Genomic DNA, 20,838 nt, shown 5'->3' on the forward strand with positions numbered 1-20,838 from the left:
TCGTTAACTGTTCAGGCCAAAACCAATAACGAGGATTCACCGTGGACCTGCAGAGCATCCTGGGCAAGTTGTTCGCCAACGCCGGTGCCGTCGGCATCGAAGGCGTTTTCCAATTCGTGTTTGGCCCGCAGCAGGCCTACTGGTCCGAGGTCAAGACCAGCAGTCGCACCGCGCCCGGACGCCATCCCAGCCCCGACGTGACCATTGAAGTCGCCGAGAGTGATTTTCTCGGGATCATGGGCGGCCGAGTCAATGTCGAAGAACTGTTCGCCAGCGGACGCCTGAAAATCGGCGGCAACATGGGCCTGGCGACGCTGCTGCCGCAGATCATCGAGCATGCGATGCACGGTGGCGCAGTGGCGCAAAAGGTCGACATGAACAAGCGCTACCCGACCCCGCCACGCTTCAGCGAACAACTCACCGCCGGGCTGCCGGTGCAGACCCGCATCGAGCGCCATGCGCGCGATGAATTGTCGGTCAGCGAATTCAAAAGCAGATACTTGCCCAACGGCATCCCGGTGGTGATCAGCGATGCCCTGCAGGACTGGCCGCTGTTCAAGCTCAGTCGCGAGGAATCACTGGTGCATTTCGCCGAACTGCAGGGCATCACCCGCCACGGCGATTACGTGAAGAAAACCTTTTCCACCGAACGTGATTTCCGCTCGACGTCGATGGCCGAGTTCATTGCCTCGCTGGACCAACCGGCAGTCAAACGGGCTGACGGCGAACCACCGGCCTACATGGGCAACAACATCCTGCCGGCGCAATTGCTGCAGCAGATCAAGTACCCGCCCTACTTCGATGCTTCGCTGTTCATCCCGCCACGCATCTGGATCGGCCCCAAAGGCACGCTGACGCCGCTGCACCGCGACGACACCGACAACCTGTTCGCGCAGGTCTGGGGCCAGAAGCAGTTCACACTCGCCGCCCCGCATCACCGCGAAGCACTGGGCACCTGGTCGACAGCGCCAAAGGGTGGCCTGGACGGCTGCGACTTCAACCCCGACGCACCGGACTATGAGCGCTTTCCCGCAGCACGCGATGTGACGTTCCTGCGCGTGACGCTGGAGGCCGGGGATCTGCTGTTTCTGCCGGAGGGCTGGTTCCATCAGGTGGAATCGGTGTCGACGTCACTGTCGGTGAATTTCTGGGTGAATTCGGGACGGGGTTGGTAACCCCGTAAATCCTGTGGGAGCGGGCTTGCTCGCGAAAGCGGTCGTTCATTCAACATCGATGTCGACTGATCTGACGCCTTCGCGAGCAAGCCCGCTCCCACAATGGTGAGCTCATTTCAAATGGCGGAAGCTTTGTACTGCCGACATGAGGACCACCGCCCCCGCCATAATCGCCAGCCAGAATCCGCTGCGGGCGCCAAACGCATCCACCAACGCGCCCGAGCCGGCGGCGCCGATCGCCACGCCGATACTCAGCCCCGTCACCAGCCAGGTCAGGCCTTCAGTCAGTTTGGCCGGCGGCACGATGCGCTCGATCAGCGCCATCGCCACGATCAGTGTCGGCGAGAAGAACAATCCCGCGACAAACACCGCCAGCGACAAACCGAAAATATTGCTCGCCAGCAACAGCGGCAGCGTGGTCACCGCTGTCGCCACGCCGCCGTAGAGAAACAGCCGCGGCAACGGCAGTTTCGAACGCATCGCGCCAAACGCGATACCGGCCAGACACGAGCCGATGGCGTACACCGACAACACGATGCTCGCCGCCGCCGGTTGACCCTGCTGCTGGGCGAAGGCGACGCTGACCACATCGACCACACCGACGATGACGCCCATGGCAAGCATCAACGCCAGCAGCCATTGCACGTCGGTCGAGCGAATGATCGAACCCTGATGCTGTGATTCCTGCGGATGCACCGCCGGCTCGGTGCTGCGCTGGGCGACAAACGCCGTCACCCCGATCGCCAGCGCCAACAGCGCGGCCAACGGCCCGGCCTCGGGAAACGCCACCACGCACAATCCCACTGACAGTGGCGGGCCAACGATGAAACAGACCTCATCGAGTACCGATTCCAGCGCATAGGCAGTCTGCAATTGCGGCTGGCCGCGATAGATCTCAGTCCAGCGCGCACGCACCATCGCCGACATGCTCGGCATGCACCCGGCCAGCGCGGCGAAGATGAACAGCGTCCAGGTCGGCGCCTGCAAACGCGTGCACAGCAGCAACATCAACAGTGCCCCGCCACCGATCAATGCCGACAGCGGCAGCACTTTGCCCTGGCCGAAACGATCCACCAGACGCGAGACCTGCGGCGCACAAAACGCCGTGGCCAGGGCAAACGTCGCCGCCACCGCACCGGCCAGCGCGTACCCGCCCTTGAGCTGCGAGAGCATGGTGATCACGCCGATGCCGGTCATGGAAATCGGCATGCGCGCGATCATCCCGGCCAGTACAAAAGCCCGGGCGCCGGGGGCGGTGAATAATTCGCGGTAGGGGTTTGCCATGGGTACAGCCTCATCAGGGGCCGCCAAGTTGCCATAGGGCCGAGTGACGTGGAAGCGAGGAATTGTTGGTGGAATGTGAAGGCCCCTTCGCGAGCAAGCCCGCTCCCACGGGGGCAGCGCATTCTAACCGTGGGAGCGAGCCTGCTCGCGAAGAGGCCGGCATATTCACCACAACACCGCACCGTCGAATGAACTCTCATGGCTTGCGACCAGTCAGCTAAATAGGCCCTCACTCAAGGCACGACTTCGCATGCAAATATCCCTCGCCCGCCAAGTGGCACTGGTCACCGGTGCCAGCTCCGGCATCGGCCACGCTGCCGCCAAAGCGCTGGCTGCTGCCGGCGCAGCCGTCGTGATCAATTACAACCGTCAGGCCGAACCCGCCGAAGCGCTGGCCCGGCAGATCATCGCCGACGGCGGTCAGGCACTGGCCATCGGCGCCGATGTGTCGAAGGAAGACGAGGTTGAACGGCTGTTCGCCGAGACCCTTGAGGCCTTTGGCTCGCTGGATATCCTGGTGGCCAACTCCGGCCTGCAAAAGGATGCCGCAGCGGTCGACATGACCCTCGAAGACTGGAACACGGTGATCGGCGTCAACCTCACCGGCCAGTTCCTCTGCGCTCGCGCCGCGCTGCGGATTTTCAATCGCCAGGGTGTGCGTGAAGGCGTGTCCCGCGCGGCCGGCAAGATCATTCACATGAGCTCCGTACACCAGCGCATTCCGTGGGCCGGGCACGTCAACTATGCGGCGTCCAAGGGCGGCGTCGATCAGTTGATGCAGACCCTCGCCCAGGAAGTCAGCCATCAGCGTATCCGCATCAACGGCATCGCGCCGGGGGCGATTCGCACCGCCATCAATCAGGACGCCACCGAAGGCGCCGCCGGTGAGAAGCTGCTGGAGCTGATCCCTTACGGTCGCATCGGCGATGTCGAGGACATCGCCAACGCGGTGGTGTTTCTCGCTTCCGACGCCGCCGACTACATCGTCGGCACCACCCTGTTCATCGACGGCGGCATGAGTCTTTATCCGGAGTTTCGTGGCAATGGCTGAGCATCATCCTGAACGACAAAGCCCGATCGACGCCCACGGCATCATCGGCGACCTGCGCAGTGCCGCACTGGTCAACGACAAGGGCAGCGTGGATTTTTTCTGCTGGCCGGAATTCGACAGCCCGTCGATCTTCTGTTCGCTGCTCGACACGCCCGAGGCAGGGATTTTCCAGCTCGCCCCGGACTTGCCCGATGCCCGGCGCGAGCAAATCTATCTGCCGGACACCAACGTTCTGCAAACGCGCTGGCTCAGCGAACAGGCCGTGGTGGAAATTACCGATCTGCTGCCGATCGGCGACAGCGTTGATGACCTGCCGTTGCTGATGCGCCGAGTGCGGGTGGTCAGCGGTGAAGCGACGTTTCACATGCGTTGCGCGGTGCGCCATGACTACGCGCGTGCCGACACCCGGGCGCAGATGGATCAACAATCGGTGATATTTAGCGCCGAGGGTCAGCCATCGTTGCGGCTGGTGGCGGATCAGGCGTTGCACATCGACGGCGAGTCGGCCGTTGCTTCCTTCAGCTTGAAACAGGATCAGCACGCCGAATTCGTCCTCGGTGGCGCCGACGATCCGCGTTTCAAGGATGACGGCGCGAAAATGTGCCTGGAGCGCACGTTGAAGTTCTGGCGCGACTGGATCGGCCAGTCCAACTACCGCGGGCGTTGGCGGGAGATGGTCAATCGTTCGGCCCTCGCGTTGAAGCTGCTGACCTCGCGCAAGCACGGCGCAATCCTCGCCGCCGCCACCTTCGGCCTGCCGGAAACTCCCGGCGGCGAGCGCAACTGGGATTATCGCTACACCTGGATCCGCGACGCCTCGTTCACCGTCTACGCGTTCATGCGCCTGGGCTTTGTCGATGAGGCCAATGCCTACATGGGCTGGCTGCGCGGGCGGGTCAGCGATTGCTGCGGCCAGCCGACGAAACTGAACATTCTGTATGCCATCGACGGTCGTCAGGAACTGCCGGAAACCGAACTCTCTCACCTCTCCGGTCATGGCGGCGCGCAACCGGTACGCATCGGCAATGGCGCGTACGACCAGATTCAGCTCGATATCTTTGGCGAACTGATGGACGCGGTGTACCTGGTCAACAAGTACGGCGACGCGATTTCCCACCAAGGCTGGAAACACGTGCGCGAAGTAGTCGATCAGGTGTGTGAGACCTGGCAGACAACCGATGTAGGCATTTGGGAAATGCGCGGTGAGCAGCATCACTTCCTGCACTCGCGACTGATGTGCTGGGTGGCCCTGGACCGGGCGATTCGCCTGGCGTCGAAACGCTCACTGCCAGCACCGTTCGCCCAGTGGGATCAGACCCGGCAGGCGATCTACGCCGACATCTGGGACAACTTCTGGGACGAAGAGCGCGGGCATTTCGTCCAGTACAAGGGCGGCACCGCGCTCGACGGTTCGATGCTGCTGATGCCGCTGGTGCGCTTCGTCAGCGCCAAGGACCCGCGCTGGCTATCGACCCTTGAAGCGATCGAAAAGACTCTGGTGCGCGACGGCATGGTTTATCGCTATCGCAACGATGACGCCAACATCGACGGTCTGACCGGCACCGAAGGCGCGTTTGCCGCCTGCTCGTTCTGGTACGTCGAATGCCTGGCCCGCGCCGGTCAGGTGGAGAAGGCGCATCTTGAGTTTGAACAACTGCTGCGCTACGCAAACCCGCTGGGCCTGTATGCCGAAGAGTTCGACAGCAAGGGCCGCCATCTGGGCAATACCCCGCAAGCGCTGACGCATCTGGCGCTGATCAGTGCGGCGAGTTTTCTTGATCGGCGTTTGAGTGGGGAGAAGAGTGTTTGGCAGCCGTAATTTCGTCAGTGTCTGTAGGAAATATGCCGCATCAGTGCGCTTCGCCGGGCTAACCCCTACACAGAAATAAACAGAATCAGATCCCCTGTGGTGAGGGGATTTATCCCCGACGGGCGGCGCAGCAGTCCTGATTTTTCCGGTGCATTTCGTCAACAGCACCGCGTTGCTTGGCTTTGCGCCTGCTGCGCAGCCGATCGGGGATGAATCCCCTCACCACAGTTTGGGTAGTTTGTTCCTGCTTCTTCTAAACAACACCCAGGCAAATCCCTCCCCCGCAACCTGCACTTACACCCTGAAATACCCTGTTGCCAGCTGTTACATCCCCCCCTACCATCCACCGCAACGGGCACAGCGGAGCTGTCCAATAAAACCCGAATTCAAGGAACCAGAATGACCCAGCACGTCCACCGCCCCATCGCCACGCCCCTGCGCAGCGGCCTGACCCGCACCCAACTGTGGGAAGCCGCCGACAAAGGCCTGATCAAGTGCTGGGAAATCGGCCGCCAGCGCGCCACCCGCTTCCCCGACCTTGCGCAACAATGCCTCGCCGGCGAACTGCCGGTGCTCGGCTGGAAAGGTGGCGTGAGCCGCAGCCTGAAGAAAAACGAGAAATACGGCTCGCTGAAATACCTCGCCCAGTGGCAGGGCTTGCGGGGCGAGGATCTGGATATTGATCTGGGTGAGGAACGTTCGCTGACCTGCTCGCGGACGAAGATGCGGGTGACGTTTACCCCGGATCGGACGAAGTATTTCAATCAGGTGGCGGAAGCCGAGGCTTAGCGGTATTGACGCCGAAAAGTGGCGCTCCCTCGCCACAAAATAATGGTCTAGTGTTGCCTGACGCCCATTGCCGTGGAATCTGCCGTGTCTGACATTCAACGCGTACCGACACCCAACTTGAGCGTTGCCTTTGAACAGCACGGCCCGTCCAGCGGCGACGCGGTCATATTGCTGCATGGCTTCCCCTACTCGCCTCGGGCGTACGACGAAATCGCCCCGATCCTCGCCGCCCACGGTTATCGGGTGATCGTCCCGTACCTGCGCGGTTACGGGCCGACTCGCTTCAACTACCCCGAAACACTGCGCTCCGGCCAGCAAGCAGCCCTCGCCCAGGACTTGCTGGAGTTGATGGATGCATTGGGTATCGAACACGCCACGCTTTGCGGTTACGACTGGGGTGGTCGGGCAGCGTGCATTGTTGCGGCGTTGTTTCCCGAGCGGGTGCGCGGGCTGGTGACGGGGGATGGCTATAACGTGCAGGACATCGCCAATTCGACCCGACCACTGGATCCCGAGACCGAGCACCGTTATTGGTACCAGTACTATTTCCACACGCCACGCGGCGTCGCGGGCCTGACGCAAAACCGGCAGGCGTTCTGTGAACTGCTCTGGAAATTGTGGTCACCAACCTGGGCACGCAACGCCGAACGTTATCCGCTGAGCGCACCGGCCTTCGACAACCCGGACTTCGTTGACGTGGTGATTCATTCCTACCGTCATCGCTTCATGTACGCCGCAGGCGATCCGGCGCTGCAATGGATGGAAGACGCGTTGATCAAACAACCGCCGATCAGCGCGCCGACTATTTCCCTGTGCGGTGCCGACGATGGGGTCGGTCCTGCGCCGGAAGAAGATGAAGATGTACACCACTTCACCGGTCTGTACGAAAGGCGCGTGCTGCCCGGTGTCGGCCACAACATTCCCGAAGAAGCACCGCAGCAAACCCTCAAGGCATTACTGGATCTGCTCCGGCACTGACCGAAAACCGCTCCCGATACGCCTGCGGCGTCACCCCGATCGCCCGCAGAAAACTGCGGCGCAACGTTTCTTCACTGCCAAACCCGCAGTTGGCCGCAATCCGTTTCACCGGCAGCCCGGTGTCGCTGAGCAGGCGCCGGGCGGTTTCGACGCGGATCAGTTCGATGGCGCGGGCCGGGGTCTGGCCGGTGTCGGCGCGGTAGTGGCGGACGAAACTGCGTTCGCTCATGCCGGCCTGTTCGGCCAGGGTCGGGACGCCGAGGTCGCAGGTGAGGTTTTCGGCGATCCAGGCGTGCAGCTCATCAAAGCGATTGCCCTGATTCTGCAGGGCCAGGGTCACGCTGAATTGCGATTGCCCGCCGGGGCGTTTGAGGAACACCACCAGATGCCGGGCGACGTCGAGGGCGATGTCGCGGCCCAGATCTTCCTCGACCATCGCCAACGCCAGATCGATGCCGGCGGTGACGCCGGCCGAGGTCCAGACCGGGCCGTCGTTGATGAAAATCGGGTTGGCTTCGACCTGCAGCTTCGGGTGCTGCAGGGCCAGTTGTTCGCAACGAGTCCAGTGGGTGACCACGCGACGTCCGTCGAGCCAGCCGCTCGCCGCCAGTAGAAATGCCCCCGTACACACCGAGGCGACGCGTCGACATTTCGCTGCGTGCTCGCGTACCCAATCCACCAGCGACTCATCTTCAGATGCCGGATAGATCCCCCAACCACCCGCGATAATCAGCGTGTCGCTGCCGTCTTGCGGCAACGGTTCGGCGAGCACCGCCAGCCCCGCCGAGGACATCACCGCCCCGCCCTCGCGAGCAATCACCGACGGTGCATACGGCACCGGCAAGCCGCGTTGGCGAGCGATGTCGTTGGCCGAGGCGAACACTTGCAGCGGGCCGGTGACGTCGAGGATCTGCATGTTGGCGAACGCGAGTACGTGAATGGCTTTAGGCATTTGGCGTAATTCGTGGGGTGATTGGCGTATGCGCCAGAACCTACGCGCCTACAGTGAAGCCGTCCACCCCTCAAATGGAGAAAAACCCCATGACGTTGCAGATCGGTTTTCTGTTGTTTCCACAGGTGCAGCAACTGGACCTGACCGGCCCCTATGACGTGCTGGCCTCGCTGCCGGACGTGCAGGTGCATCTGATCTGGAAAGATCTGGTGCCGGTCACCGCCACCACCGGCCTGCTGTTGAAACCGACCACCACCTTCGAGGACTGCCCGAATCTGGATGTGATCTGCGTTCCCGGCGGCGCCGGGGTCGGGCCGCTGATGGAAGATGAGCAGACGCTGGGGTTCATCAAACGCCAGGCGGCGCAGGCCAAATATGTGACGTCGGTGTGCACCGGTTCGCTGGTGCTGGGCGCGGCAGGTCTGCTTAAAGGCAAACGCGCGACCACCCACTGGGCCTATCACGAACTGCTGCCGAAACTCGGCGCGATTGCGGTGCAGGACCGGGTGGTGCGCGACGGCAATCTGTTTACCGGTGGCGGGATTACCGCAGGCATCGACTTTGCGCTGGTGCTGGCCGCCGAACTGGTGGGGGCCGAGGCGGCGCAGTTGATTCAACTGCAGCTGGAATATGCGCCGGCGCCGCCGTTTCAATCGGGCAGTCCGCAGACGGCGCCGAGTGCTGTCGTCGATGAGGCTCGGCACCGTGCAGCGCCTTCGTTGAAACTGCGCACGGAAATCACCGAGCGCGCGGCGGCGAAACTCGATCTGCGCTGATCCTCAGCCACACACAGATCTACTGTGGGAGCGGGCTTGCTCGCGAATGCGGTGTATCCGTCGAGATTTTTATCGCCTGACACACCGCATTCGCGAGCAAGCCCGCTCCCACAATGGGTTTTGTGGATGGCCTCAGGTTTGGAGCCTGTCCCCGCATCCCGCCACAGCTTTACTTGTCCCGACGCCCTCACCCGTGTAGAAAGCCCTTCCACAAAATTCTGCACAAGGACTTTCGATGAAGGCGTTGCCATGGCTCTATCTGGCACTTCTCAGCCTCGGTTATGGATTAGCGTTGAGCTTTGGCCAACTCGGCTGGCTCGCGCTGATCTCCGTGGGACTATTGCTGGTGACCGGTTTCGCCGTACGCCAACAGCAAGTGCCGGTGGCGCGCCTGTTGGGGCATGCCGTGTTCATCTTCCTCGCCCTGTCGCTGGCGCTGCACTGGTTGCCGGGATTCGCCAACGGCCGGGCCATTGCCCCACTGCGTTTCACCGACGACGCCGTGCCGTTTGCGATGTACCTGAATCTGGACAAACCCTTGATCGGCTTCTGGCTGTTGCTCGCCTGCCCGTGGATTGTCGCGGCACGCTCGCTGCGTCCGACGGTGTACGCCAGCGTCCTCGCCCTGACCTTGAGCGCCGTGCTGGCGCTAGGCGGCGCACTGTTGTTCGGCATGATTGCCTGGGCGCCGAAGTGGCCCGATCAGGCGTGGCTGTGGCTGCTGAACAATCTGCTGTTGGTGACGCTGGTCGAGGAAGCGCTGTTTCGCGGCTATATACAGGGCGGCTTGAGTCGCCTGTTCAAGCACCTGCCCCACGGCGACAACCTCGCTCTGCTGCTGGCGTCGCTGATCTTTGCCCTGGCGCACGTGGGCGCGGGATGGCACTGGGTGTTGCTGGCGGGTCTGGCAGGTGTCGGCTATGGTCTGGCCTACCGTTTTGGTGGCCTTGCTGCGGCGATCGCCACACATTTCGGGCTGAACCTGCTGCATTTTGCGCTGTTCACCTATCCGATGCTGGCCGGTTGAAGCAAGAGCGGTTTTGCGACGCCGTACTTATATCTGAAAAAAAACTTCAATAATTTCCTGACAGCGCCGACAACCTTTCAAAGCCTTGCGGATTGAAAAACCATGCGTAATAACCAGCCCATTACACAACGCGAACGGACTTTCCCGGCTCAGCAGCGGTTGATTTCCACAACCGACGCTAAAGGCGTGATCACCTACTGCAACGACGCTTTCGTCGAAATCAGCGGGTTTTCGCGTGAAGAGCTGATCCGTGCGCCGCACAACCTGGTTCGTCACCCCGACGTCCCGGCTGCGGTGTTTTCGCACATGTGGGGCACACTGAAACAAGGCTTGCCATGGATGGGCATTGTCAAGAATCGCTGCAAATCCGGTGACCATTACTGGGTTAACGCCTACGTGACACCGGTGTTCGACGGCAATCAGGTGGTCGGTTACGAGTCGGTGCGGATCAAACCCACCGCCGAACAGATCCGCCGTGCCGAAGCGCTCTACCAACGCATCAACCAAGGCAAGTCGGCAATCCCTTCCAGCGACAAATGGCTGCCGGTGCTGCAGGACTGGTTGCCGTTCATTCTGGTCAGCCAACTGAGCTTCGTGATCGGCGCGACTCTGAACTCGCACTGGGGCTTTGCCCTCGCTGCCGGCTTGTCGGTGCCGCTGGGCCTGATGGGCCTGCAATGGCAGCAACGTGGGCTCAAGCGCCTGCTGCGTCTGGCCGAGCAGACCACCTCCGACCCGCTGATCGCACAGATGTACACCGACAGCCGTGGCGCGCAGGCGCGTCTGGAAATGTCGATTCTCAGCCAGGAAGCGCGCCTGAAAACCTGCCTGACCCGTTTGCAGGACACCGCCGAGCACCTGACCGATCAGGCCAAACAGTCCGACGCCCTGGCGCACAACAGCTCCAGCGGTCTGGAACGCCAGCGCGTGGAAACCGAACAGGTCGCCACCGCCGTCAACCAGATGGCCGCCACCACGCAGGAAGTGGCCAGCCACGTACAGCGCACAGCCGACGCCACCCAGGAAGCCAACCGCCTGACCGGTCGCGGCCGCGACATCGCCGGGGAAACCCGCGAAGCCATCCAGCGCCTGTCGGTGGTGGTCGGTGAAACCGGCCTGACGGTCACCCAACTGGCCAAGGACAGCGACGAAATCGGCGGCGTGGTCGACGTGATCAAAGGCATCGCCGACCAGACCAACCTGCTCGCCCTCAACGCCGCCATCGAAGCGGCACGTGCCGGCGAGATGGGCCGTGGTTTTGCCGTGGTCGCCGACGAAGTCCGCCAACTGGCACAACGCACCAGCGAATCCACCGGCCAGATCCACGCCCTGATCGCCAAGCTGCAACAAACTGCATCCAGCGCCGTACAAACCATGGAAGCCGGGCATCGCCAGGCGGAAGAAGGTGTGGCGCGGGTACTGGAAGCGGATCAGGCACTGGTCGGCATCAGCGAAGCGGTGGCCAACATCACGGACATGACCACGCAGATTGCTGCCGCGACCGAAGAGCAAAGTGCGGTGGCTGAAGAAATCAGCCGCAACATCAGCAACATTTCGGAACTGGCGGACCAGACCTCGGAACAGGCGCATAACTCGGCGTTGCTGAGTGAAGAGCTGACCAAGACGGCGAATACTCAGTATTCGTTGGTGGAGCGGTTTAACCGCTAAAAGCAAAGCTCTTGCTAATCTCCCCGCAAAAAACCCGGACAGCGAAAGCTTCCGGGTTTTTTATTGCTTGTGCACCTGTCAGATCTGACAGTAGACGCAGAGTTATTCGAGCAGGTATCAAGAGAAACCGTAATTGCAGTCGGTTGTAACACCTCCTCTTACTCGAAAAGGCAGGTTTAACAATGACCACTCACGTTATGTTTCTCCCGAAAAAACCGCTCGTCAGTGATGACAGGTTTCAATGGAGATTGGGCGGTAAACGGAAAACAGCGAAATTCAGATCTTTCTATCAGGACGAGTTCTTGGGCGAGCGGTATTGGTCCATCAGTGGTGGAACAGGAAATTTCGACGATGAAAGCTATTTTTCGTTCTCCATGACTTTGCCTTACCAATCCGATGAGTCACTCACAGGCGTCTATAACTTCGACGACGGGCTGACATTTGTTCACAGCCATTGGATCCCTGCGCCACCGGGATTTATCGGAATGGCTTCGGTGGACGCCGACTCGGCGATCCTCAGCATTAAATATGATGCTGAAACGGATATCGCTACGGGATCATTCGAGGCCGTGTTCAAAAGTCATCGCTATCGCCTGAATCCCAAGGCGACTTTCACCATGACGAGACTGAGACCGTCGGATGCTGGCTAACTCTGGCAGGGGTGCTCGCTGCAACTCCGGAGGAGTACCCCTTCAATGTAATTTGAAAGAATGACTCCTTGTAGGCGCTGCCGCAGGCTGCGATCTTTGATCGTGAAAAACTGGTTAGCGAAAGCCTCCGGGGTTTTATTGCCTGTTTGAAATGGATGGCGCGCGGAAGACAGCTTTCGCGAGCAGGCTCGCTCCCACAGTAGGGCCGGGTACTTCAGTAAGGAATTGGTCGGCTGCCAGGCCGCCATCGCTGGCAAGCCAGCTCCCACAGGAATTGCGTGCAGTCAGTAAGAGAATAGTCGGCTGTCAGGCCGCCTTCGCGAGCAAGCCCGCTCCCACAGGGATTGCGTGCAGTCAGTAAGAGAATAGTCGGCTGTCAGGCCGCTTTTGCGAGCAAGCCCGCTCCCACAGGGATTGCATGTAGTCAGTAAGAGAATAGTCGGCTGTCAGGCCGCCTTCGCGAGCAAGCCCGCTCCCACAGGGATTGCGTGCAGTCAGTAAGAGAATAGTCGGCTGTCAGGCCGCCTTCGCGAGCAAGCCCGCTCCCACAGTGGGGCCGGGTGCATCAGCAAGGAACTGGTCGGCTGTCAGGCCGCCATCGCCAGCAGGCGGGCTCCCACACAAAGGCAAGAGCAGAACGCGCACCGCTCTTGCCCCTCACCACTCAACAGGATGAGCGCAAGCTCGGCTGCAGCTCTTGATCTTGATCCACAGGCGACATCGGAAGGCTGAGCGGAGGGATTCATCCGGGGGTGGGAGCGCAGCGACCGTTTGGCGAAGCCAAACACAGCGAGAGGAGGTGCAGCGAAGCAAACCGTAGGCGCTGCGCCCGGATGGAGCCCGGAGCGAAGGGACCCCGAGCTCCGGCGAGCGGGCCGGACGTAGGAGCAAGCCTTTTTGGTTACTTTTTCGGCGTCTGGAAAAAGTGACCCGCCGTAAGGGCGGAACCCTAAGCCGCCGTGACCGCAGCAACGGATATACACCCAAATTTCATCGAAGAAACGAAGCAACCTTCTGCGCAGCACTGGCCAAATGATCCGAATGCGTAAACCCGGAAACCTTCAACGGCTTCAAATCATGATCCCCAGAGGCCAACCAAAACACCTCAATACTCGGCGATAGATCGTAAGCCTCGACAGCGTCCCGATTTCCAAGAGCATCTCGGTCGCCCTGAACAATCAGCGTCCGCGTCTTCAACCCAGCCAAATGCTCAACCCGCGGTTTCTCAGGTTTCCCAACCGCATAAAACGGATAACCGAGACAGACAAGCGCATCGGCGCCCAACTCGTCAGCTAAAAGACTGGCCATCCGCCCGCCCATGGACTTACCACCGATGGCCAAAGTCCCAGCGACATGACGTCGCACTTCAGCGAACACTTCGCGCCAGCACTCAAGCAGTTTCGGCGCCGGATTAGGCGGCCGTTTACTGCCATCCACCCGCCGCTGCGCCATATACGGAAACTCAAACCGCAACACATTCACCCCAAGTGCAGCAAGGCGCCCAGCCATATCCGTCATCCACTCACTGTCCATCGGCGCCCCTGCCCCATGCGCCAGGATCAAAGTCGCCGAAGCCTCGCCCGACGCGGCATCCCACAACCACCCATGATCCCGCACGCACTGCGCCCATTGATCCCCGTCAATACTGGCCTTGTGCTGTTTGTCCATGCTTGCCTCGCTTTTAGTCTGCCTATAACTCCAGGCGAAGGATTCGCGGCGTTTTCTGCGCGCGCTCACTTCGGCTGAACCGTGGATGGGGAACCATGAACACTTCTATCAGTACCGCCTACAACTACAAGGTGGTCCGCCAATTCGCCATTATGACGGTGGTGTGGGGCATCGTCGGCATGGGGCTCGGGGTTTTTCTCGCGGCCCAATTGGTCTGGCCGGAACTCAACTTCAATTTGCCCTGGACCAGTTTCGGCCGTCTGCGCCCGCTGCACACCAACGCGGTAATCTTCGCCTTCGGTGGCTGCGCGCTGTTCGCCAGTTCGTTCTACTCGGTGCAACGCACCTGCCAGACGCAATTGTTCGCGCCGAAAATCGCCGCGTTCTGCTTCTGGGGCTGGCAGCTTGTGATTCTATTGGCAGCGATCAGCCTGCCACTGGGTTACACCAGCTCCAAGGAATACGCCGAGCTGGAATGGCCGATCGACATTCTGATCACCATCGTCTGGGTCGCCTACGCCATCGTGTTCTTCGGCACGATCATGCAGCGCAAAACCAAGCACATCTACGTCGGCAACTGGTTCTTCGGCGCGTTCATCATCACCGTGGCGATCCTGCACATCGTCAACAACCTTGAGTTGCCGGTGAGCCTGACCAAGTCCTACTCGGTGTACGCCGGTGCGACCGACGCGATGGTGCAATGGTGGTACGGCCACAACGCCGTAGGCTTTTTCCTCACCGCCGGTTTCCTCGGGATGATGTACTACTTCGTGCCGAAACAGGCCGAACGTCCGGTGTATTCGTATCGCCTGTCGATCGTGCACTTCTGGGCGCTGATCACCCTGTACATCTGGGCCGGCCCGCACCACCTGCACTACACCGCGCTGCCGGACTGGGCGCAGTCGCTGGGCATGGTGATGTCGCTGATTCTGCTGGCACCGAGCTGGGGCGGCATGATCAACGGCATGATGACCCTCTCGGGCGCCTGGCATAAGTTGCGCAGCGACCCGATCCTGCGCTTCCTCGTGGTCTCGCTGGCGTTTTACGGCATGTCGACCTTCGAAGGTCCGATGATGGCGATCAAGACCGTCAACGCCCTCTCCCACTACACCGACTGGACCATCGGCCACGTTCACGCCGGCGCGCTCGGCTGGGTGGCGATGATTTCCATCGGCGCGCTGTACCACATGATCCCGAAAGTCTTCGGCAAAGAGCAGATGCACAGCGTCGGCCTGATCAACGCGCACTTCTGGCTCGCGACCATCGGCACCGTGCTGTACATCGCCTCGATGTGGGTCAACGGCATCGCCCAGGGCCTGATGTGGCGCGCAGTCAACGAGGACGGCACGCTGACCTACTCCTTCGTCGAAACCCTGGTGGCCAGCCACCCAGGCTTCATCGTGCGTCTGGTGGGTGGGGCGATCTTCCTCAGCGGCATGTTCCTGATGGCTTACAACACCTGGCGCACCGTGCGGGCCTCGCAGCCTGCTGACGTCGTTGCTGCCGCGCAGATGGCCTGAGGAGTCCGCCATGAAACACGAAACGATTGAAAAGAACGTCGGCCTGCTGATGCTGCTGATGGTGTTCGCCGTGAGCATCGGCGGCCTGACCCAGATCGTCCCGCTGTTCTTCCAGGACGTCACCAACAAACCGGTGGAGGGCATGAAGCCCTACACCGCGCTGCAACTGGAAGGCCGCGACATCTATATCCGCGAAGGCTGCGTCGGTTGCCACTCGCAGATGATCCGGCCGTTCCGCGCCGAAACCGAACGCTACGGGCACTACTCGGTGGCCGGTGAGAGCGTATGGGATCACCCGTTCCTCTGGGGTTCCAAGCGTACCGGGCCAGACCTGGCCCGGGTCGGCGCGCGTTACTCGGACGACTGGCACCGCGCGCACTTGTACAACCCGCGCAACGTGGTGCCGGAGTCGAAAATGCCGGCCTACCCGTGGCTGGTGACGCAAGCGGTCGACAGCAGCCACACCGAAACCAAGCTCAAGACCATGCGCACCCTCGGCGTGCCGTACACCGACGCTGACATCAGCGGCGCGGTCGCCAGCCTCAAGGGCAAGACCGAAATGGACGCCCTCGTCTCCTACCTGCAAGTGCTCGGCACTGCGATCAAGAGCAAGAGGTGAGCACGATGATCATTGAAATGAGTGCAGGGCTGATTCGCGGCCTCGGCACCGTCGTGGTGTTCGTCGCCTTCGTCGGCCTGACGATCTGGGTGTTCAACCGCAAGCGCACGCCGGAGTTCGCCGAAGCGCGCCTGCTGCCGTTCGCCGACGAGCCGCAACCCGACATTACCCAAGCACCTGAAACAAGGAGTACCCGGCCATGACCACCTTCTGGAGTACGTGGATCTGCGTACTGACCATCGGCAGCCTGATCGGCCTGACCTGGCTGCTGATCGGCACCCGCCGGGGCGAGACCAAGGGCAGCGTCGACCAGACCATGGGCCACAGCTTCGATGGCATCGAGGAGTACGACAACCCGCTGCCGCAGTGGTGGTTCATGCTGTTCGCCGGCACGCTGGTGTTTTCCGTGGGCTATCTGATCCTGTATCCGGGCCTCGGCAACTGGAAAGGCATCCTGCCCGGCTACGAGGACGGCTGGACCGGCGTCCACGAGTGGGAAAAGGAAATGAACAAGGCCGACGCCAAATTCGGGCCGATCTTCGCCAAATTCGCCGCCATGCCGGTGGAGGAAGTCGCGAAGGATCCGCAGGCGCTGAAAATGGGTGGCCGACTGTTCGCCTCCAACTGCTCGGTGTGCCACGGTTCCGACGCCAAGGGCGCTTTCGGCTTCCCTAACCTGGCCGACAAGGACTGGCGCTGGGGCGGCGACGCCGAGACCATCAAGACCACCATCATGGGTGGGCGGATGGCGGCGATGCCGGCCTGGGGCGAAGTGCTGGGCGAAGCCGGGGTGAAGAACGTCGCGGCGTATGTGCGTCACGAACTGGCCGGCCTGCCGCTGCCTGCCGACAGCAAGGCTGACCTGCAAGCCGGACAGCAAGCGTTCAGCACCACCTGCGTAGCCTGTCATGGGGCAACCGGCCACGGCACTGAAGCCATGGGTGCGCCGAATCTGACGCACCCGGCCGGATTTATCTACGGCACCAGCCTGACACAGCTTGAGCAGACCATACGCCACGGTCGCCAGGGCCACATGCCAGCGCAGAACGAACTGCTGGGCAACGATAAAGTGCAATTGCTAGCTGCCTATGTGTACAGCCTGAGCCATGGATTGAATACAGATAAGCTGATTACTGAAGACAACAAATAGCAATCATTGCACACACCTCTGCCGCACCATTCTCGGTGCGGCAGCATCCCGCCCCTTTGCGACGCATTGTCGCACCCCGTCACACCCTCTCCTTTCGGTTCCCCGGATTCGGGTCTACGCTTGCTCGATGCGGACTGGCTTGTGCTGGTTCCAGGTCAACGCTGACTGCTGTGTTCTGCGAACCGGCTGACTGATGTGGCCGCAAACGCCGGTAGATACCGGCTGTCGTGCCATTTACCGTCCGTCACCCGAACTGAGCGTTTGAACACACCCCGTTACAAGCGACCTGATCCCCTCGCTTTTTTCGTCCGCTGCGACATTTTGTCCGAGGCCAATTTTGACCTTACGCGGCGTATGGAAAGGCCGCAGAATCAGCGTTGGAAAGCATTGATCCAGGTCATGGCGCGTTGCAATGACCCCCTGCTCTCTGCATACTTGCGGCCGATTTTAATCCTAATAAAACACCCAAACCGTGGAACCTTAGAATGAGCACAGCAATCAGTCCGACTGCTTATAACTATAAGGTAGTCCGCCAGTTCGCCATCATGACGGTGGTCTGGGGGATCCTTGGCATGGGGCTCGGTGTCTTCATCGCCTCGCAACTGGTCTGGCCGGAGTTGAACTTCGGTCTGCCGTGGACGAGCTTTGGACGCCTGCGCCCGTTGCACACAAACCTGGTGATTTTCGCCTTCGGTGGTTGTGCACTGTTTGCCACTTCCTACTATGTCGTGCAGCGAACCTGCCAGACGCGACTGATCTCCGACAGCCTTGCCGCCTTCACCTTCTGGGGCTGGCAGGCGGTCATCGTCGGCGCCATCATTACCTTGCCGCTGGGTTACACCACCACCAAGGAATACGCCGAACTGGAATGGCCGCTCGCCATTCTGCTGGCCATTGTCTGGGTCTCCTACGGGCTGGTGTTCTTCGGCACCATCACCAAGCGCAAGACCAAACACATCTATGTCGGCAACTGGTTCTACGGCGCGTTCATCGTCGTGACCGCAATGCTGCACATCGTCAACCACGCCTCCCTGCCCGTGAGTTTCTTCAAGTCCTACTCCGCCTACTCGGGCGCGACTGACGCGATGATCCAGTGGTGGTACGGCCACAACGCCGTGGGCTTTTTCCTGACCACCGGCTTCCTCGGGATGATGTACTACTTCGTGCCGAAACAGGCCGAACGTCCGATCTACTCCTATCGCCTGTCGATCGTGCACTTCTGGGCACTGATCACCCTGTACATCTGGGCCGGCCCGCACCACCTGCACTACACCGCACTGCCGGACTGGGCACAGTCGCTGGGCATGGCGATGTCGATCATCCTGCTGGCGCCAAGCTGGGGCGGCATGATCAACGGCATGATGACCCTGTCGGGCGCCTGGCATAAGCTGCGCACCGACCCGATCCTGCGCTTCCTCGTGGTGTCGCTGGCGTTCTACGGCATGTCGACCTTCGAAGGTCCGATGATGGCGATCAAGACCGTCAACTCGCTCTCGCACTACACCGACTGGACCATCGGCCACGTCCACGCCGGCGCTTTGGGTTGGGTGGCAATGATTTCGATCGGCGCGATCTACCACATGATCCCGAAACTGTTCGGTCGTGCGCAGATGCACAGCGTCGGCCTGATCAACGCGCACTTCTGGCTCGCGACCATCGGTACCGTGCTGTACATCGCCTCGATGTGGGTCAACGGCATCACTCAGGGTCTGATGTGGCGTGCAATCAACGATGACGGCACCCTCACCTACTCGTTCGTCGAAGCGCTGCAGGCCAGCCACCCGGGCTACATCGTCCGTGCCCTGGGCGGTGCTTTCTTCGCCAGCGGCATGTTCCTGATGGCTTACAACGTCTGGCGCACCGTGCGCGCCTCGAACGCGGCTGAAGCCGAAGCCGCCGCCCAGATCGCTGTTGTTGGAGCTCACTGATGAAGCATGAAGCTGTCGAGAAGAATATTGGCCTGCTGGCCTTCTTCATGGTCATCGCCGTCAGCATTGGCGGCCTGACCCAGATCGTTCCGCTGTTCTTCCAGGACGTCACCAACAAGCCGGTCGAGGGCATGAAGCCGCGTTCGGCGCTGGAACTGGAAGGCCGCGACGTCTATATCGCCAACGGTTGTGTCGGCTGCCACTCGCAGATGATCCGTCCGTTCCGCGCTGAAACCGAACGCTACGGCCACTACTCGGTCGCCGGTGAAAGCGTCTGGGACCACCCGTTCCTGTGGGGTTCCAAACGTACCGGCCCGGATCTGGCTCGCGTGGGCGGTCGTTACTCCGATGACTGGCAGCGTGCGCACTTGTACAACCCGCGCAACGTGGTACCTGAGTCGAAAATGCCGGCTTATCCGTTCCTCGTGGAAAACAAGCTCGACGGCAAAGACACGGCCAAGAAAATGGAAGTGTTGCGCACGCTCGGCGTCCCTTACACCGACGAAGACATCGCCGGTGCAAAAGATGCCGTGAAGGGCAAAACCGAAATGGACGCGCTGGTGGCCTACCTTCAGGGCCTGGGCACCATCATCAAAAGCAAACGGTGATTCTTCATGGATATCGGGATGATTCGCGGCCTGGGCACCGTTGTCGTGATGGTGGCCTTCATCGGTTTGGCGTTGTGGGTATTCAGCCCCAAGCGCAAGTCGGAGTTTGAAGACGCAACCTTGCTGCCTTTTGCGGATGATCCCGAAGCCATCAAGCACGTCGAGCAAGCTTCTAGGAGTAACAAAGAATGACTACATTCTGGAGTCTGTACGTCACAGTCCTCAGTCTCGGTACGATCTTCGCCCTAACCTGGCTGCTGCTGTCGACCCGCAAGGGCCAGCGCAGCGAACAGACGGACGAAACGGTCGGCCACTCCTTCGACGGGATCGAGGAGTACGACAACCCACTGCCGAAATGGTGGTTCATGCTGTTCGTGGGCACCATCGTGTTCGCCCTGGGTTATCTGGTGCTGTACCCGGGCCTGGGCAACTGGAAAGGCCTGCTGCCGGGCTACAACTACCTCGATAACGACAAGCAGACCGCGTTCGCCAACGGCCAGACCGGCTGGACCGGCGTGCATGAGTGGGAAAAGGAAATGGCCCGCTCGGACGCCAGGTTCGGTCCGATCTTCGCCAAGTTCGCGGCGATGCCAATCGAAGAAGTGGCCAAGGATCCGCAAGCACTGAAGATGGGCGGCCGTCTGTTCGCCTCCAACTGTTCGGTATGCCACGGTTCCGACGCCAAGGGCGCCTATGGCTTCCCGAACCTGACCGACGCCGACTGGCGCTGGGGCGGCGAGCCGGAAACCATCAAGACCACCATCATGGGCGGTCGACACGCGGTGATGCCGGCCTGGGCCGAAGTCATTGGCGAACAAGGCGTAGCCGATGTCGCAGCCTTCGTGGTGACCCAGCTCGATGGCCGCAAACTGCCGGAAGGCACCAAGGCTGACCCGGCCAACGGCCAGAAACTGTTCGCCGCCAACTGCGTGGCCTGCCACGGTCCGGAAGGCAAAGGCACCCCGGCGATGGGCGCACCGAACCTGACCCACCCGGCCGCGTTCATCTACGGTTCGAGTTTCGCCCAACTGCAGCAGACCATCCGTTACGGCCGTCAGGGCCAGATGCCGGCGCAGGAACAACTGCAAGGCAACGACAAGGTGCACCTGCTGGCAGCGTACGTGTACAGCCTGTCTCACGGTGAAAAAGCGCCGGAGGCCGAGGCGCAATAAGGCCAGGGCTTGA

General features: G+C 61.1%; 20 protein-coding genes. 17 read left to right on the forward strand and 3 right to left on the reverse strand.

What is annotated here, in order from left to right:
* The first annotated feature begins 41 nt into the window (after window positions 1–41).
* Complete coding sequence (locus VLA07_RS22650; RefSeq protein ID WP_333991455.1) at window positions 42–1,175, forward strand: cupin-like domain-containing protein; 1,134 nt, start codon at window positions 42–44, stop codon at window positions 1,173–1,175.
* A gap of 111 nt (window positions 1,176–1,286) precedes the next feature.
* On the opposite strand, the gene VLA07_RS22655 is transcribed toward VLA07_RS22650, so the two are convergent.
* Window positions 1,287–2,459 carry an MFS transporter gene (locus VLA07_RS22655; protein ID WP_333991457.1) on the reverse strand — a complete coding sequence of 391 codons (1,173 nt, stop codon included), beginning with the start codon at window positions 2,457–2,459 and terminating at the stop codon, window positions 1,287–1,289.
* A 250-nt stretch (window positions 2,460–2,709) separates the two neighbouring features.
* Here VLA07_RS22655 and VLA07_RS22660 point away from each other — a divergent pair, with 250 nt between their 5' ends.
* From VLA07_RS22660 to VLA07_RS22675, 4 genes are all read left to right on the forward strand, one after another.
* Window positions 2,710–3,510, forward strand: coding sequence for a glucose 1-dehydrogenase (locus tag VLA07_RS22660; protein ID WP_333991459.1), 801 nt, complete (start codon window positions 2,710–2,712; stop codon window positions 3,508–3,510).
* Window positions 3,503–5,329, forward strand: a complete 1,827-nt coding sequence (locus VLA07_RS22665; protein ID WP_333991460.1) for a glycoside hydrolase family 15 protein — start codon at window positions 3,503–3,505, stop codon at window positions 5,327–5,329. The genes VLA07_RS22660 and VLA07_RS22665 overlap by 8 nt, the downstream gene beginning before the upstream one ends.
* A 390-nt stretch (window positions 5,330–5,719) precedes the next feature.
* Window positions 5,720–6,109, forward strand: coding sequence for a hypothetical protein (locus VLA07_RS22670; protein ID WP_135295325.1), 390 nt, complete (start codon window positions 5,720–5,722; stop codon window positions 6,107–6,109).
* Between the two features lie 84 nt (window positions 6,110–6,193).
* Window positions 6,194–7,087 (forward strand): alpha/beta fold hydrolase, encoded by an 894-nt coding sequence (locus tag VLA07_RS22675; protein ID WP_333991461.1) that lies wholly within the window; start codon window positions 6,194–6,196, stop codon window positions 7,085–7,087.
* On the opposite strand, the gene VLA07_RS22680 is transcribed toward VLA07_RS22675, so the two are convergent.
* Window positions 7,056–8,039: a GlxA family transcriptional regulator gene (locus VLA07_RS22680; RefSeq protein WP_333991462.1), complete on the reverse strand. Its 984-nt coding sequence runs from the start codon at window positions 8,037–8,039 to the stop codon at window positions 7,056–7,058. The two genes, VLA07_RS22675 and VLA07_RS22680, sit on opposite strands and share 32 nt — an antisense overlap.
* Window positions 8,040–8,128: 89 nt before the next feature.
* Between VLA07_RS22680 and inhA the strand changes: the two genes are divergently transcribed.
* The 4 genes from inhA (at window position 8,129) to VLA07_RS22700 (ending at window position 12,160) form a co-directional block, all read left to right on the forward strand.
* Window positions 8,129–8,815: an isonitrile hydratase gene (gene inhA / locus VLA07_RS22685; protein ID WP_333991464.1), complete on the forward strand. Its 687-nt coding sequence runs from the start codon at window positions 8,129–8,131 to the stop codon at window positions 8,813–8,815.
* A gap of 235 nt (window positions 8,816–9,050) precedes the next feature.
* Window positions 9,051–9,842 (forward strand): CPBP family intramembrane glutamic endopeptidase, encoded by a 792-nt coding sequence (locus tag VLA07_RS22690; protein ID WP_333991466.1) that lies wholly within the window; start codon window positions 9,051–9,053, stop codon window positions 9,840–9,842.
* A 102-nt stretch (window positions 9,843–9,944) separates the two neighbouring features.
* Window positions 9,945–11,510 (forward strand): methyl-accepting chemotaxis protein, encoded by a 1,566-nt coding sequence (locus tag VLA07_RS22695; protein ID WP_003223402.1) that lies wholly within the window; start codon window positions 9,945–9,947, stop codon window positions 11,508–11,510.
* A 182-nt stretch (window positions 11,511–11,692) separates the two neighbouring features.
* Window positions 11,693–12,160, forward strand: a complete 468-nt coding sequence (locus VLA07_RS22700; protein WP_333991467.1) for a hypothetical protein — start codon at window positions 11,693–11,695, stop codon at window positions 12,158–12,160.
* Window positions 12,161–13,150: 990 nt separating this feature from the next.
* Here VLA07_RS22700 and VLA07_RS22705 read toward each other — a convergent pair.
* Window positions 13,151–13,828 (reverse strand): alpha/beta family hydrolase, encoded by a 678-nt coding sequence (locus VLA07_RS22705; RefSeq protein ID WP_333991469.1) that lies wholly within the window; start codon window positions 13,826–13,828, stop codon window positions 13,151–13,153.
* A gap of 95 nt (window positions 13,829–13,923) precedes the next feature.
* Here VLA07_RS22705 and ccoN (VLA07_RS22710) point away from each other — a divergent pair, with 95 nt between their 5' ends.
* The 8 genes from ccoN (VLA07_RS22710) (at window position 13,924) to ccoP (VLA07_RS22745) (ending at window position 20,825) form a co-directional block, all read left to right on the forward strand.
* Window positions 13,924–15,348: a cytochrome-c oxidase, cbb3-type subunit I gene (ccoN, locus tag VLA07_RS22710; protein ID WP_098967987.1), complete on the forward strand. Its 1,425-nt coding sequence runs from the start codon at window positions 13,924–13,926 to the stop codon at window positions 15,346–15,348.
* 10 nt (window positions 15,349–15,358) lie between these two features.
* Window positions 15,359–15,967: a cytochrome-c oxidase, cbb3-type subunit II gene (ccoO, locus tag VLA07_RS22715; RefSeq protein ID WP_145593285.1), complete on the forward strand. Its 609-nt coding sequence runs from the start codon at window positions 15,359–15,361 to the stop codon at window positions 15,965–15,967.
* Between the two features lie 5 nt (window positions 15,968–15,972).
* Window positions 15,973–16,170, forward strand: coding sequence for a cbb3-type cytochrome oxidase subunit 3 (locus VLA07_RS22720; RefSeq protein ID WP_027613249.1), 198 nt, complete (start codon window positions 15,973–15,975; stop codon window positions 16,168–16,170).
* Window positions 16,167–17,117 carry a cytochrome-c oxidase, cbb3-type subunit III gene (gene ccoP / locus VLA07_RS22725; protein WP_097087653.1) on the forward strand — a complete coding sequence of 317 codons (951 nt, stop codon included), beginning with the start codon at window positions 16,167–16,169 and terminating at the stop codon, window positions 17,115–17,117. The genes VLA07_RS22720 and ccoP (VLA07_RS22725) overlap by 4 nt, the downstream gene beginning before the upstream one ends.
* Before the next feature lie 485 nt (window positions 17,118–17,602).
* Complete coding sequence (ccoN, locus tag VLA07_RS22730) at window positions 17,603–19,045, forward strand: cytochrome-c oxidase, cbb3-type subunit I (protein WP_007969186.1); 1,443 nt, start codon at window positions 17,603–17,605, stop codon at window positions 19,043–19,045.
* Window positions 19,045–19,653, forward strand: coding sequence for a cytochrome-c oxidase, cbb3-type subunit II (gene ccoO / locus VLA07_RS22735; RefSeq protein ID WP_024164411.1), 609 nt, complete (start codon window positions 19,045–19,047; stop codon window positions 19,651–19,653). The genes ccoN (VLA07_RS22730) and ccoO (VLA07_RS22735) overlap by 1 nt, the downstream gene beginning before the upstream one ends.
* Before the next feature lie 6 nt (window positions 19,654–19,659).
* Window positions 19,660–19,845, forward strand: coding sequence for a CcoQ/FixQ family Cbb3-type cytochrome c oxidase assembly chaperone (locus VLA07_RS22740; RefSeq protein WP_003175465.1), 186 nt, complete (start codon window positions 19,660–19,662; stop codon window positions 19,843–19,845).
* Complete coding sequence (gene ccoP, locus VLA07_RS22745) at window positions 19,842–20,825, forward strand: cytochrome-c oxidase, cbb3-type subunit III (protein WP_027613250.1); 984 nt, start codon at window positions 19,842–19,844, stop codon at window positions 20,823–20,825. Before VLA07_RS22740 ends, ccoP (VLA07_RS22745) begins: the two co-directional genes overlap by 4 nt.
* Window positions 20,826–20,838: the final 13 nt, after the last annotated feature.

It is taken from the genome of Pseudomonas sp. S3(2024) (assembly GCF_036861315.1).
GTDB lineage: Bacteria > Pseudomonadota > Gammaproteobacteria > Pseudomonadales > Pseudomonadaceae > Aquipseudomonas > Aquipseudomonas putida_A.

Excerpts from the sequence above, each read along its gene's own strand:
- VLA07_RS22655 (WP_333991457.1), bottom strand. The coding sequence starts at position 2,459 with ATGGCAAACCCCTACCGCGAATTATTCACCGCCCCCGGCGCCCGGGCT.
- VLA07_RS22660 (WP_333991459.1), top strand. The coding sequence starts at position 2,710 with ATGCAAATATCCCTCGCCCGCCAAGTGGCACTGGTCACCGGTGCCAGC.
- VLA07_RS22665 (WP_333991460.1), top strand. The coding sequence starts at position 3,503 with ATGGCTGAGCATCATCCTGAACGACAAAGCCCGATCGACGCCCACGGC.
- VLA07_RS22670 (WP_135295325.1), top strand. The coding sequence starts at position 5,720 with ATGACCCAGCACGTCCACCGCCCCATCGCCACGCCCCTGCGCAGCGGC.
- VLA07_RS22680 (WP_333991462.1), bottom strand. The coding sequence starts at position 8,039 with ATGCCTAAAGCCATTCACGTACTCGCGTTCGCCAACATGCAGATCCTC.
- inhA (WP_333991464.1), top strand. The coding sequence starts at position 8,129 with ATGACGTTGCAGATCGGTTTTCTGTTGTTTCCACAGGTGCAGCAACTG.
- VLA07_RS22690 (WP_333991466.1), top strand. The coding sequence starts at position 9,051 with ATGAAGGCGTTGCCATGGCTCTATCTGGCACTTCTCAGCCTCGGTTAT.
- VLA07_RS22695 (WP_003223402.1), top strand. The coding sequence starts at position 9,945 with ATGCGTAATAACCAGCCCATTACACAACGCGAACGGACTTTCCCGGCT.
- VLA07_RS22700 (WP_333991467.1), top strand. The coding sequence starts at position 11,693 with ATGACCACTCACGTTATGTTTCTCCCGAAAAAACCGCTCGTCAGTGAT.
- VLA07_RS22705 (WP_333991469.1), bottom strand. The coding sequence starts at position 13,828 with ATGGACAAACAGCACAAGGCCAGTATTGACGGGGATCAATGGGCGCAG.
- ccoN (WP_098967987.1), top strand. The coding sequence starts at position 13,924 with ATGAACACTTCTATCAGTACCGCCTACAACTACAAGGTGGTCCGCCAA.
- ccoO (WP_145593285.1), top strand. The coding sequence starts at position 15,359 with ATGAAACACGAAACGATTGAAAAGAACGTCGGCCTGCTGATGCTGCTG.
- VLA07_RS22720 (WP_027613249.1), top strand. The coding sequence starts at position 15,973 with ATGATCATTGAAATGAGTGCAGGGCTGATTCGCGGCCTCGGCACCGTC.
- ccoP (WP_097087653.1), top strand. The coding sequence starts at position 16,167 with ATGACCACCTTCTGGAGTACGTGGATCTGCGTACTGACCATCGGCAGC.
- ccoN (WP_007969186.1), top strand. The coding sequence starts at position 17,603 with ATGAGCACAGCAATCAGTCCGACTGCTTATAACTATAAGGTAGTCCGC.
- ccoO (WP_024164411.1), top strand. The coding sequence starts at position 19,045 with ATGAAGCATGAAGCTGTCGAGAAGAATATTGGCCTGCTGGCCTTCTTC.
- VLA07_RS22740 (WP_003175465.1), top strand. The coding sequence starts at position 19,660 with ATGGATATCGGGATGATTCGCGGCCTGGGCACCGTTGTCGTGATGGTG.
- ccoP (WP_027613250.1), top strand. The coding sequence starts at position 19,842 with ATGACTACATTCTGGAGTCTGTACGTCACAGTCCTCAGTCTCGGTACG.